Genomic DNA, 12,451 nt, shown 5'->3' with positions numbered 1-12,451 from the left:
TGGAGTTGGGGAATGCGGACGCTGATTGTCGGATCCCGGGCCAGTCACCTGGCGCGAGCGCAGGTCAAGGAGTTCCTGGCGCCGTTGCGCGAGCGTTTCCCCGACGTCGAGTTCCGCCATCAGGTGATCCTTGAAGGCGGCGACCGGGACCGGAAGGCGGCTCTGTCCCAGGTGTCGGCACGCTCAGGCGGCTCCGCGTTCTCCACCGAGCAGGAAGCCGCGCTGGTACGGGGCGAGGTGGACGTGATCGTCCACTCGCTGAAGGACCTGCCCACTAGTAACCCGCCCGGGTTGATCCTGCTGCCCCCGCCCGGCCGGGAGGAGGTGCGGGACGCGCTGTGTGGGAGCACGTTGGCGGGTCTGCCGCAGGGCGGCCGGGTCGGCACCTCCGCGGCCCGCCGGATCGCGCAGTTGCGGCATGTGCGCCCGGACCTGGTGTTCGTGCCGATCCGCGGCAACGTTCCGCCCCGGCTGAACAAGCTCAAGACGATGAACCTCGACGGCGTCGTTCTGGCGGCGGCCGGGCTGGTGCGGCTCGACCTGGGCGACGCGATCGGCGAGCTACTGCCGCTCGACCAGTTCCTCCCGAGCCCCGGCCAGGGCGCCTTGGGAATCCAGATCCGCGAGGACAACGAGCTGGCCCGCGAGATCCTGGCCGACACCGGCGACCCGGTGGTGGACGCGGAGGTGCGGGCCGAGCGGGCGATGCTCGGCGAGCTGCACGGCGGGTGCTCGGTGCCGGTCGGCGCCTACGCGAAGGCCACCGGCGACACGCTGTCGCTGCACGCGCAGGTCACCTCCCTGGACGGGACGAAGCAGGTGGAGGCCGGCTTCTCCGGCCCCGTCTCGGAGCCGGAGAAGCTGGGCATCCAGGTGGCCGGCCTTCTCCTGGACCAGGGCGCCGAGGTGATCCTGTCGGAGATCCGCCCGGCCGCTTAGCCGGTCAGCAGCCGGGCGAGGTCACCGGCAGCGTAGGTGATGATCCGGTCGGCGCCGGAGCGCTTGAGCATCGTGAACAGCTCCAGCAGCGGGCGAAAGTCCCGCCGCCCGGTGCCCTGGTCGAGTGGGGCGAGGCGTGTGTACTCGCCGGAGACCGAGAACGGCATCAGCGGCACCGCCGTCTTCTGCTTGAGGCTGGCGAGCACGTCCACCGAGAACATCCCCGGCTCCAGCAGCAGCATGTCCGCCCCTTCGCCGATGAAGGCCAGTCCGGTGTCCACCGCGGTCTCCGGCTGGCGCGGGCTGATCTGGAACGGCCGGTGGGCGCCGGAGGCGGGGGTGGCCCGCATGGTGGCCCGATAGCCTTCGTAGAGGGCGGAGTCGAAGATGAGGTGCGGCATGGTCGCCACATCGCGGTGGCCGTGTTCGTCCAGGGCTTGGCGCACGCAGGCGGTGGTGCCTCGGATCATCGCGGCCGGTCCCACGATGTCGGCTCCGGCCCCGGCCTGGATGACGGCCTGAGCGGCGATCATCGCCGCTGTGCGGTCCAGGTCGATCCGGCCGCCGCTGGTCAGGTGGCACTCGCCGGTGTCGGTGTGGCCGCACAGGCAGTTCTCGGTCATCACCGCGATGCCCGGCTCCGCGTCCTTGGCGGCGCGGATGGCCCGCACCATCAGGCTGTCCGGTGCAACGGCCCCGGACGCCTCGGCGTCGCGGCGCAGACTGTTGGCGAACACCTTGACCGAGCGGATGCCCAGGGCGGCGAGGTCGCGCACCGTCCTCGGGATCTCGGCCACTGTGACGGTCGGCATCGGCCGATCGGCGTCCTCGCTGTCCTCGCGGACCAGCAGGACCATCGACAGGTCGGCCGCCGTCAGCGGGGGGTCCTCCAGGAAGCTGCGGACAGCGGCCCGGCCGTGGAGCCGGGCAACGTCGCCGATTGCGGTGCCGTACTGGGTGATGGTCATGTCGTCCCCTCGATCGCGGCAGCGGGCGCGTGAATCAGTGGCCGCCGGAGGCGGCCAGGGCGGGCGGGTGTATCGACGGGCGGCGGGGGCCGTCCGCCAGGCGGCGGATCACCGCGCGGGCCGCCCTGCGGGGGGCGGACGGGACGTTGGAGGCTGGTGAGCGGCTGGTCGGGCAGGGCGACCTCGGCCCAGACCTTCTTGCCTCGCGTGGTGTGCTCGGCCCCGTGGGCGAGGGCCAGGCGCTCGACCAGGAACATGCCCCGGCCGGCCTCGGCCTCCGGGCCGGAGACCTGGTGGCGGGGCATGACCTGCGAGCCGTCGTGGACCTCGATGATCAGGCGCCGCAGGTCGAGGTTGGCGTGCACTACGACGGTGAGCATCGTTCCGGTGGTGTGCCGCACCGCGTTGGTGACGAGTTCCGAGATCACGGTGTCCAGGGCCAGACGGCTGTCGTTGTCCGTACGGACCTCCCACTGTCTGATCAGCCGGTCGAGCCGCTGTCGGCTGACGGGGACGGAGGCGGGGTCGTGGACCAGGAAGAAACTGCTGCTGCACACGGGCATGTCGGAGGAACCCTTCGGGGCGTCAGGCTGGGGCTGGGGCTTGGACGAGCCGTGCGGGGGGAAGGAATTGATCTCGCCCACCCGGCCGGTACACAGTCAACTACTGTCCGTGGTGGCACCGGTGGTGCCACCAAGGGGTGCATTTCTCACGCGGGGGGCCGCTTTGGGGGGCCAGGATCGGGCACCAGTCAGTGAAAGGCGTGGGGGACGGGCATGATGGAACCAGACGGTATCGGCGCCGTGCTGAGGCGGATCCGGGAGACAGCCGAACTCACCCGCGACGAGCAGGCCCTGCTCTTACAGGAAGCTCAGGGCGGTACGTGGTTCGACCCGGAGAACCTGAAGCGCTGGGAGACCGAGCGACGGTTGCCGACCCCGAGGTGGCACCAGCTGCTTGCTGATGGGTACGGGCTCTCGGCGGAGGAGGTCGCCCGAGCGGTGGCCGCCTCACGGCGTCGGCGCAGGCTTCACCAGCAGCCGGTCGAAGACGAAGGAGAGGAGGGTACGGCGGTGAATCGACGACGGTTTCTCGGCGCGGCGGCACTGGCGACAGGGGTTGCCGCGCTGCCCGGCATCGCGGAGGCGCGAGAGGGGATCGACGCCGGACTGTCCGGCTCCGACACCAGCGATCTCGCCTACCTCGACGGGGCGTTCGAACGCCACCGCGGCGGCTACCACGGTCGGGCGCCGGGGCTCGTGCTGTCCCAGATGCGCCAGGACCTCGGCCTCCTGCAGGAGGCCCTCAGCCGCCCGCACCCCGCTGGCACCCGTACCGACCTGGCCCGAACAGCGGCTGGGATCACCGGCCTGGTCGCGATCATCCAGCACGACCGGGGCGACCAGCGCGACTCCCATGGCTGGTTCGCCACCGCCGCGAAGGCCGCCCGCGAGTCCGGCGACCGGCACATGCTGGCCTGGGTCCTGGCCCGGCGCGCGATGCTCCCGCTCAACTACGGAGCCCCGAACGCAGCCGCGGATCTGGCCATCAGCGCCCGCCAGGAGGCCGGCCGGACCCCGACGGCGGCGGCCGCACTGGCCGCCGCCGTCACCGCGCGGGCGCTCGCCTCGACCGGTGACCACCAAGGGGCCCTTCGCGCGGTCGCCGACGCCCGCAACATCGCCGAACACCTCAACACCGCGCAGGCGGCCGACACCTGGTTCGGCTACCCGCTGCAGAAGCACCACGTCCACCTGTCGCAGGCGTTCACGCTGATGGGTCGCACCCGTGAGGCGAACGCCGAACAGGAAGCAGCTCTCGCCCTCACCAGGTCGCCGTCCGTCATGACCCGGGCCCTGCTGACCATGGACGCCGCGACCTGTCTGAGCATGGACGGCGACCCTGCCGCCGCTGCTGACATCGCCATCGGGGTGTGGCAGCAGCTGCCGACGGCGTACCGGGACGGATTGGTCCGGTCCCGCGCCGAGGCCCTGCACCGCACGCTCGCCGGACCGGCCCACACACGGCTCGGCGAGGCCCTGGCTTGTTGACGCGGCTCCGCCGTAGCGGGGGCAGGGTCCGGCGTTCACGTTCCACCAGTGAATACCGAGCCGCCGTCAGGCCCCGGGCTCCGCTTCCGCGGTTACTGAGGTCGGCGCCGGCGTGCTGTTCAGCCCGGCCGGGCCGCCCGTCGAGCCAGGCCGCCCAACCAGGCTGAGGGTGCCCTGCGGTCCGCAGCGGGGCGGGCTCTTCCCGGCGGAGTCAAGGAGCGGCGGGGCGCCGGAAGGCGCCCCGCCGCCATGGCGCTCAGGGTCGGCTACGCCCCGCCGGACCTCCGTAGTCTCCTGATCTCGGGGTTCACCTTGAGGTCGGGAAACCTCTCCGTCAGTCCGTCCAGCACCTGCGTCATGAACTCCTGTGCAGCCGTGCAGAGTTCTTCGTATCCCACGGCTCCGGTCGCGTACCGTTCCCGGCGGACCCGCACCTCGCTGCCGCGGCGTTCGAACACGTACTCGCCGGCGCCGGCCGCAGCCGAGTACGTCGCGCGACGGTTCGATGCCAGCTTTCGCGAAGCGTCAAGGAACCCGAGGGCCAGATCGAGGATCGGCCCCATGCCACTGAAGTCGGCTCCGTCGACAACGAAGGTGTAGGGCCCCCAGAATGCCTCGGACGTGAGGTCATAGAGGTCCGCCGACGAGAAGTCCATCTTCCCGCGCGGGCCTCGGTCGGCTCCGCCCGTACCGGCCGCGGAGAACCGGAGATCAATCACTGCGTTCCTTCACTGGTCGAGCACGTCTCGCCTGCCATTGCGTGCCATCGCGGTCGGCATGCCGCGTCACGGGCCGGTGATGCCGGGCGCGTATGCACGCCCGGCCCGGGCCGCGTCATCCGCCCGCGGCGTCCTCGGCCTCCCAGCGCAGCAGGTCGCCCGGCTGGCACTTGAGCACCTCGCACAGCGCGGCGAGCGTCGCGAACCGCACCGCCTTGGCGCGGCCGTTCTTGAGTACGGCCAGGTTGGCGGGGGTGATCCCTACGCGTTCCGCGAGCTCGCCCACGGACATCTTCCGCCTGGCCAGCATCACGTCGATGTCAACGGCGATCGGCATCAGATGACCTCGTCCAACTCGCCCTGCAGCTGCGCCGCTTCGACGTCGCGTGCAACGGCCTGCGCGAGCAGCATCCGCAGCACGAGCACGATGAGCGCGACCCCCAGGATGGCCAGGCCGATGCCGGCCATGATCACGGTGACGCCCGGGTCCTCCCGCTGGCCCGGCGCGTTGATGGCCGTGACCGCGAACCACACGAGGGCGGCCGCCACGATCGCGCCGATCACGCCGTCCACGTACCGGAAGGCGGCGGGGGAGAAAACGGTCCCACGTCGCACCATCGCCACAAGCCGCCAGACACAGACCAGCGCGACCTGGGCCGACAGCATCCCCAGGATGGTGATCACACGCAGCGGGGTCAGCGGGACCGACCCGTCCTCCGGGTCGCTCCCGCTGACCAACACCCACACCATCGACGCCTGTACGAACACGGTGCCGGCGAGCACCACCACGAGCACGGCGCGCAGCGCACGCACGGTCAGCTTTCCCATTGCCGTCCTTCCATCGAGTTGCGATGGGAAACTATCGAATATCGATAGGTGAAGCAAGTGTCGGGATGGACGGGCGCAGCATGCGGATGCCAGCGGGGCGCGGGACGGAGACGGCTGAGGGCCCGAACGGGCCGGGCGCCGCCCTGCCGGGGAGCGACCGCCGGCTCAGCCCGTGCCCGCCGCGTCCTCCTCCTGGCAGCAGGCCCGGGAGCCCGCCACCCCGCGGTGCGGGTGACGGGCTCCCCGTCGGGCGGGTCCGGCGGGCCGGGTCAGTCCCGCAGCGCGAGCAGCAGGGCCGGCACGACGAGCAGCAGCGCCCAGGGCTCGGTCAGCGCGACCATTCCCAGACCCGTGTAGGCCACGACCTCCACGGCCCGGCGCCGGGTGCGCCGGCGCTTCTTCATCGCCTTCCTCGCCGCTTTCGACTCCAGCTTCTCGTCCTGTGCCTCGTCGTGGTTCTCGAACGGGCGCGGCAGCTCGTCCTGCTTGGCGAACATCGGGTCCTCCATCGAATGGTCGTGCTCGGGGGTGGGGTGCTGTGGTCCGCGGGCCCGGTCGGGCGAGGCCGGTGTCCGGGAGCCAGGAGCGGCGGGCCGGGCGAGGACGGGGCCGGTCACGGGGTGGGCGGGGTCCAGTCGGCGGGCAGACCGGACTGGGCGAGGACGGTGGCGATGCTGTAGTGGTCCTCGTCGGAGGTGATCCGGCACCGGCTCCGGTCGAGGTCGAGGAGGGTGGTCATCGGCACGGCGAAGGGCTTGGGCGCGCCCTTGAGGTGGCCGGAGTAGACGGCCTTGACGGTGATGCGGTCGCCCGCGCGGTGGGCGGTGCGCACGGCGACGTGGACCTTGTCGATGAGGCTGTCGGCGCGGGCCTTCCACCCGGAGATCTCCCGGCGGCCGTGGAAGGTGACGCCCACACCCAGGTCGGCGTAGCTGCCGTCCATGGTGAACAGGGCGCCGAGCGCCTGCGGGTCGGTGCCGTTCCAGGCCCGGACCCAGTCCGCGACGATCCCCGGCGGCCGCCGTTCGGTGGTCGCGGCGTAGGCGGAGGTGGCGGTGGCGGCGGTGCCGCTCAGGGCCGCGGCGGCGACCAGCACGGTCACGGCGCGGGACGGGCGGGACGTCATGGTGGTGCTCCTTCGGGGTGTACGCGCAACGTTCATGGCGCACAGGCTCCCGTCGGGCGGTGTCCACTTTCCAGGCCCGACCGGGCGCGGGGACTGTTCAGACCTGTCCACACCTGTTCGCCCGGTCCGGCCGAAGGCCCGCGTGCCGTTCGGCTCCGGGGACGAGGACCGGGAACCGTCCGTGGCGCTCGGCGCGACGGGCCCCGGATCGGCGGCGGGCTCGGGCGCAGCTCACGGTGCCGCCGGACCGGGCGGGCCCGGTCCGGCGGCACGGAAGGCGCCCGAGGTCGCGCCGAGGCGCTCGGACACGGCGATCGGCTCCACCGCGGAGGTCGTCCGCACCCGGCTCCCGTCGGACCTGGGGGAAGAGAACCACGGCCCCCTTCGTCCACCGTGGCCCCGGAACGGCCACCGAAACGCGCGGCCTCGGTCAGACGCCGACCGGGACGCGGACGACGACCGCCTCGCCCACCCGGTTGTGGCGTTCCTCCCAGGTCTCCAGCGCGCTCCGGCAGGCGTGGTCGAGGTGGCGCAGACCGGTCAGGTCCAGGTGGACGGTCCGGCCGGCGGGCAGTCGCTCCAGCGTGTCCAGGAGCCGGGGCAGGCGGAGGAAGGTGGCGTTGCCCGCGAGCGTGACGTTGACCGTGCCGTCCTCGCGCTCGTCGACGTCCACGTGCAGGTGCGAGGTGTCCCAGGCGCTCTTCAGCACGGAGAGCAGCAGGCCGAGCAGCACCCCCTCGAAGAGGTTGGTCGCGACGACGGCGACCGCCGTGGCGATCAGGATCAGGGCCTCGCCGCGGTGCGTCCGCCACAGCGGGACGAGGGCCTTCGCCGGCACCAGTTTGGCCCCTGCGTGCACCAGGACGCCGGCCAGCGCGGCGAGCGGGATGACCGAGAGCGCGGCGGGGAACAGTGCGGCGAACAGCAGCAGCCAGAGACCGTGCAGCACGCGGGAGGCCTTGGTCCGTGCCCCGGCCTGGACGTTGGCGGCGCTGCGCACGATGACGGCGGTCATCGGGAGCGCACCGAGCGCGCCGCAGACCGTGTTGCCGACGCCCTGGGCGATCAGCTCCCGGTCGTAGTGGGTGCGCGGGCCGTCGTGCAGGCGGTCCACCGCCGCGGCGCTGAACAGGCTCTCGGCCGAGGCGATCAGGGCGAACGCGAGCACGGTGCCGAGGACGCCGACGCTGCCGAGCGCCGCCAGGTCGGCGCCGCCGGGGAGGTCGATCACCCCGGCCAGGCCGGCGACCTCGACCTTGCCGACGGAGAGGTCGAACAGCGCGGTGGCGGCGGTGGCCGCGGCGACGGCGGCCAGCGGCGCGGGGACGATCCGGACCCGGGCGGGCAGCCGGGGCCAGAGCACCAGGACGGCTATGGTGCCGATGCCGATCGCGGCGGCGGTGAGCGCCCGCGTCGAGGTCGCGGTGTCGGCGACCAGGCCGGGCAAACCCGCGAGCTTGTCGAGTCCGCTCCTGGGCGCCTTGGCGTCGACCAGGGCGTAGAGCTGGCCGGAGATCAGCACCAGGCCGATGCCCGCCAGCATGCCCTGGACGACCGACACCGAGATGGCGCGGAAGAGGCGCCCGAGGCGCAGGGCGCCCATGGCGAGCTGGAGCAGCCCGGCCGCGGCGGTGATCACGCCGAGGGTGGCGAGCCCGTGCTCCTGGACGGCGGCGAAGACCAGGACGGTGAGACCCGCGGCGGGGCCGGACACCTGGAGGCTGCTGCCCGGCAGCAGCCCGGTGAGCAGACCGCCCACGATCCCGGTGAGCAGGCCGAGTTCGGCCGGGACGCCGGAGGCGACGGCCACCCCGACGCAGAGCGGCAGCGCGACCAGGAAGACGACGAGGGAGGCGGCCAGGTCGGCCCGTAAGTCGGCGGGCCGGAGGGCGGGACGACGAATCATCAGGTCCTCGGATTGACGGTGCGGGCGGTTGACAGGGGGCCGGTCACAACGGGAGGAAGAGTCCGGAGTCGGCCCGGTGCGCGAGCACCAGCCCGGTGTGGACCTCGTAGAACCAGCCGTGCAGCCGGACCCGGCCGTCGAGCAGTCTCCGTGCGATGCCCGGGTAGCCGCGCAGCTGGTCCAGCTGGGCGAGGACGTGTCGTTGCACCGGCCCGGCCACGGTCGGGTCGAAGACGTCCGCCCCGTCGGCCCGCAGGACGCCGCGGTCGGCGTTGCGCAGCCAGGAACGGACGGCGGGCGTCACGCTGAGGTCGTCGCCGCGCACCACCGCGCCGACCGCCCCGCAGTGCGAGTGGCCGCACACCACGATGTCGCGCACGCCGAGGACGTCCACGGCGTACTCGATCGTGGCGGTCTCACCGGAGGCGGAGTCCGCGTGGTACGGCGGGACGATGTTGCCTGCGGTACGGAGTTCGAAGAGGTCGCCGGGGTCGGCTCCGGTGATCAGGGTGGGCACCACCCGGGAGTCCGAGCAGGTGATGAAGAGCGCCTGCGGCGACTGACCGGTGGCGAGGCCGTCGAGCTCGCGGCCGGCCCGGCCGGCGCGCTCGGGGAAGGCGCGGGCACGGTCGATCAACGGTTCCATGAGGGTATGCCTCCTTCTGCCTCCCGCGGCGGACGGCGGGGCGGGCGGTCGGGATCGGGCAGGGGACAGTCCGTCCAGGCCTCGGACCCGGGGCCCGCACCGTCCGTCGGGCACGGCGGACCCGCGTGCCGGTGACCTTCGGTGATCCCCCGGTGACCTGATGCTTCGTCAAGTGCTAGTAAAGCACGGTCATGAAGAAGGTAAAGCCCGCACCTGGGAGGATTGTGCGCCGGTCCGGTTAACATCTTGTTACCGCATCGTGCTGGTGTGCGACGGGGGCGCCTCTCCTGGCCGAACGGCATGTCGAACCGGGCGCGAACCCCCGCGCCGCGCGCCGCCCTTCCGCGCCGCCGGGCTTCGACGCGCACCCGAGCGCTCGCCGTGAATTGACGGTCCGTCAACTATCTTCGGGGGCTTGGAGATCCGCCAAGGAACCGGTGGGGTCCGCCCGAAGCCCGCCTGCGGCGTGATCGGCCGCGGGCGGGGCGGGCATCGGGTCGGCCGCTCTCGCGGCGGTGCGGTACGCGAGGGGTGGGCCACGCGGCCGGGCCGCTACGGCCGCCTCGCACGCGGGTCACCAGAAGTGCCACCAGGCGTGCGAGCCGGAGCGGTACCGGCCGTCGCCATCGGCACCCGTACCGGGGGCGGGCCGCGTGGGGCCCGGGGTGGAGGGGGCGTCGCCGGGCGACGGGGCGGACGGGGTGGACGGGGCGGACGGGGTGGTCACGGGGACGTCGGCGCCCGTGCCGGTGATGCGGTCGTAGCGGTACGGGGTGTAGTAGCTGGTGGGCCAGCCCGCCAGGGAGCTGGCGTTGAGGTCGCCCTGGTACTGGCTGGTGAGGACGCGCGGGTTGCTCTCCGCGTAGAAGTGGAAGGTCCCGGCGGACTTGTCGATCCAGTCGCCGAAGAGGATGACGTGCTGGGCGGTGTAGTCGAGCGCGTCGCCGGATTCGAGGTCGGTGGCGGCGATCTCGGTGGAGACGTCGGGCAGGGTCTGGGTGACCATGCTGTCGGTGAGGTGCCAGGCCATCGAGACGTAGCCCGAGCAGTCCTGCCGATAGGTGCCGTTGCTGTCCGTGTGGAAGGCGCCCTGGTCGTAGGACACGCCCTGGGTGACCCAGCTCTGTGCCCGCTCGATCACCTCGGCGCGGGTGATGGCGCCCCCGGCGGAGGAGGCGGCGTGGGCCGGGGCACCGGTCAGGACGGCGGGGACGCCGAGCAGCACGAGGCCGGTGAGGCAGCGTCGGAGGGTTAGTCTGCGGACGGACATGGCGGGCTCCAGGTGGATCGGTGACAGGGCTGCGGGCGGGTTCAGCCGAGGCGGCGGGTGATGGCGGTGAGGACGTCGAGGTCGGCCCGGGTGTCGTAGGCGGTGGTCCCGGAGCCGGCCCGTTCGTCGAAGTGGACGACGGCCAACGTGGTGTCGTGCTGGACGGCGTACAGGTGATTGATCTGCGGACCGGCGGCCGACAGGCCCTCGACACCGGCCCACCGGCGCGACCAGGCCGTGGCCCGACCGGCCGCTGCCGTCCTGACGACCTCCGCGTCCTCGGCGCGGGCGTCCTTCGTCTGCAGCGCGCGCGAGAGTGCCTGACACTCGCTCATCCCGGACAGCACCTCCTCGTAGGCGTCCCGGGCGTCTTCGGCATCCCGGAAGGCGAAGACCTCCTGGAGCGCGGGGGTGCGGTGGACGCCCACGTAGGCGAGCTGCTGCCAGCTCACGGCACCGACCACGGAGGCGCACTCGTTGAGGCGGATGTCACCGGTCACGGGCCGGACGGCGGCAGCGGGCAGCGGCGTCCAGCCCTGGGCGGCGGCATCGGGCAGCTGCGCCGCCGACAGCGGCGGGGCCGGGGCGGTCGCGGACGGCTCCCCCGGGGCGGGGGCGTGAGCGCCGCGGGGAGCACCGGTCGGTGTCGCGCCCGGGGAGCTGCCGCAGCCGGCGGCAGCGAGCAGGGCCGCCAGTGCGCAGAGCGCGGCGTAGCGGAGTCGGCGGGCGGCGAGACGAAGGCAGGGCTCCTCACGGCAGGAGGTACCGGAACGGGGCGTGGATCGGGGCATGGCGGTCTTCCTGGCAGGCCGCCGTGCGCGAAGAGGTGCGGGGGCGGAACCGGGTATGGCGGTGCCGGGCGGCGGGGGGCCGGTGAGGGCCGGCGTCCGGCGGGCGGGCGGCCTCGCGGGCTCGCACGCGACGTGTGATCGTGCCGTCCGGCGCTCTCGGAGTGCGCGGACCGGGCGCCGGGTGAGCGGATTGTTGTCGGATGGTTCGCGTGCTGTCAAGGTCCGCCGGTGCCCGTCCGCGCGACCCGGCGGACCACCGGGGACAGCCGCCGTTCCTGTGTGCGGCCGAGGCGTGCGCACGACGGTGGAGCTCCTGCCGGCCGGCGGCTGACGGCACGTCACCACGGGCTTTCCGCCGGGGTCTGCGGCGGGGCCCCGGCCGGAACACCTCCGCACGGGCCCGGGCGCGCGTCGGACCGGTTCGCCCCTGGCGCGCGGCCGGGAAGGGCGGTCGGGAAAGGCGGCCGGGAAGGGCGGCCGGGCGCCGAGCACGGACGTGCGGCGGCGCGCACTCGGCCGACCGCACTCCGAATGGCGACCGCCGGGCGCGGCCGACGCGAATGCGACTGTGATCCACCTCACGTTTGAGCGGCGCGCATCACTGACTATCGTTCTTGGAAAGGAACGCCCATATCACTGGCCGTCCGTATCGTGGATTGCCGGCCGGGCACCTGAATCCACCCGAGAATCGCCCCACCGGATTTGGACGACCGATTTCCCGACCACGCCCGACAATCGGGCGAAGGTGCGTTATCCAAGGCCAGGAGCCCTCAGAACCCGGCACCTTGCCTGCACAGAGGGTCGATCGCCATGGCAATGCACATTGCCATTCGTCGACTCCCCCGAGTGAATGCCCAGCTGCCGCAGACCGTGTCCACCTGATGACAGAAATCGGCACCGATACGGCCTGCGCCCGGCTCGCCCCCGATCCCACCGACCCCTCCGACCGCGAGCAACCGACCCGTCGTGCGGGCAGCAGCTCCCGTCCGCACCCACTCCAGGCCCGGCACCAGCCCCGTTGCCAAGGAGACGCCACATGAGCATCGAAGACCGCGGCACCCGGCCCGAGCCGGCGACCCGCTCCCGCAAACACGACCGGCGCACGTACGTTGTCGACACCAGCGTGCTCCTGGCGGACCCTCTCGCCATGACCCGCTTCGAGGAGCACGAGGTCGTCCTGCCGGTGGTCGTGGTCACCGAGCTGGAA

The 12,451-nt window shown here is 72.7% G+C and carries 14 protein-coding genes; 3 read left to right on the top strand and 11 right to left on the bottom strand.

What is annotated here, in order from left to right; translation table 11 throughout:
* Positions 1-12 precede the first annotated feature (12 nt).
* Complete coding sequence (gene hemC, locus ACWDRR_RS38600; protein WP_449776960.1) at positions 13-939, top strand: hydroxymethylbilane synthase; 927 nt, start codon at positions 13-15, stop codon at positions 937-939.
* Here the strand turns inward: hemC and ACWDRR_RS38595 are convergent.
* On the bottom strand, positions 936-1,907 hold the full coding sequence (locus ACWDRR_RS38595) for a hypothetical protein (protein ID WP_449776959.1): 972 nt from the start codon (positions 1,905-1,907) through the stop codon (positions 936-938). The two genes, hemC and ACWDRR_RS38595, sit on opposite strands and share 4 nt — an antisense overlap.
* Complete coding sequence (locus ACWDRR_RS38590) at positions 1,904-2,464, bottom strand: ATP-binding protein (RefSeq protein ID WP_449776958.1); 561 nt, start codon at positions 2,462-2,464, stop codon at positions 1,904-1,906. Before ACWDRR_RS38590 ends, ACWDRR_RS38595 begins: the two co-directional genes overlap by 4 nt.
* A gap of 219 nt (positions 2,465-2,683) precedes the next feature.
* On the opposite strand from ACWDRR_RS38590, the gene ACWDRR_RS38585 reads away from it, so the two are divergent.
* The gene (locus tag ACWDRR_RS38585; protein WP_449776957.1) at positions 2,684-3,958 is read left to right on the top strand and encodes a helix-turn-helix domain-containing protein; all 1,275 of its coding nucleotides are present in this window, start codon (positions 2,684-2,686) and stop codon (positions 3,956-3,958) included.
* Between the two features lie 266 nt (positions 3,959-4,224).
* Here the strand turns inward: ACWDRR_RS38585 and ACWDRR_RS38580 are convergent, their stop codons facing one another.
* From ACWDRR_RS38580 to ACWDRR_RS38540, 9 genes are all read right to left on the bottom strand, one after another.
* Positions 4,225-4,677 carry a hypothetical protein gene (locus ACWDRR_RS38580; protein ID WP_449776956.1) on the bottom strand — a complete coding sequence of 151 codons (453 nt, stop codon included), beginning with the start codon at positions 4,675-4,677 and terminating at the stop codon, positions 4,225-4,227.
* 115 nt (positions 4,678-4,792) lie between these two features.
* Positions 4,793-5,014 (bottom strand): helix-turn-helix domain-containing protein, encoded by a 222-nt coding sequence (locus ACWDRR_RS38575; protein WP_232650045.1) that lies wholly within the window; start codon positions 5,012-5,014, stop codon positions 4,793-4,795.
* Complete coding sequence (locus ACWDRR_RS38570; RefSeq protein ID WP_449776955.1) at positions 5,014-5,505, bottom strand: DUF2975 domain-containing protein; 492 nt, start codon at positions 5,503-5,505, stop codon at positions 5,014-5,016. The genes ACWDRR_RS38575 and ACWDRR_RS38570 overlap by 1 nt, the downstream gene beginning before the upstream one ends.
* 269 nt (positions 5,506-5,774) lie before the next feature.
* Complete coding sequence (locus ACWDRR_RS38565) at positions 5,775-6,002, bottom strand: hypothetical protein (protein WP_449776954.1); 228 nt, start codon at positions 6,000-6,002, stop codon at positions 5,775-5,777.
* 116 nt (positions 6,003-6,118) lie between these two features.
* Positions 6,119-6,631, bottom strand: a complete 513-nt coding sequence (locus tag ACWDRR_RS38560; protein ID WP_449776953.1) for a nuclear transport factor 2 family protein — start codon at positions 6,629-6,631, stop codon at positions 6,119-6,121.
* A gap of 430 nt (positions 6,632-7,061) precedes the next feature.
* Complete coding sequence (locus ACWDRR_RS38555; protein WP_449776952.1) at positions 7,062-8,537, bottom strand: SulP family inorganic anion transporter; 1,476 nt, start codon at positions 8,535-8,537, stop codon at positions 7,062-7,064.
* A gap of 43 nt (positions 8,538-8,580) precedes the next feature.
* Positions 8,581-9,183, bottom strand: a complete 603-nt coding sequence (locus ACWDRR_RS38550; RefSeq protein WP_449776951.1) for a carbonic anhydrase — start codon at positions 9,181-9,183, stop codon at positions 8,581-8,583.
* A gap of 574 nt (positions 9,184-9,757) precedes the next feature.
* Complete coding sequence (locus tag ACWDRR_RS38545; RefSeq protein ID WP_449776950.1) at positions 9,758-10,453, bottom strand: hypothetical protein; 696 nt, start codon at positions 10,451-10,453, stop codon at positions 9,758-9,760.
* A 41-nt stretch (positions 10,454-10,494) separates the two neighbouring features.
* Positions 10,495-11,244, bottom strand: a complete 750-nt coding sequence (locus tag ACWDRR_RS38540) for a hypothetical protein (protein ID WP_449776949.1) — start codon at positions 11,242-11,244, stop codon at positions 10,495-10,497.
* A gap of 1,036 nt (positions 11,245-12,280) precedes the next feature.
* Between ACWDRR_RS38540 and ACWDRR_RS38535 the strand changes: the two genes are divergently transcribed.
* Positions 12,281-12,451, top strand: a 171-nt coding sequence (locus ACWDRR_RS38535) for a PIN domain-containing protein (protein WP_449776990.1), incomplete at its 3' end; no start/stop codon positions are given.

Source organism: Kitasatospora sp. NPDC003701 (assembly GCF_053587085.1).
Note: the sequence above shows the minus strand (reverse complement) of the source record. Positions and strands in the feature narration are given on the sequence as shown.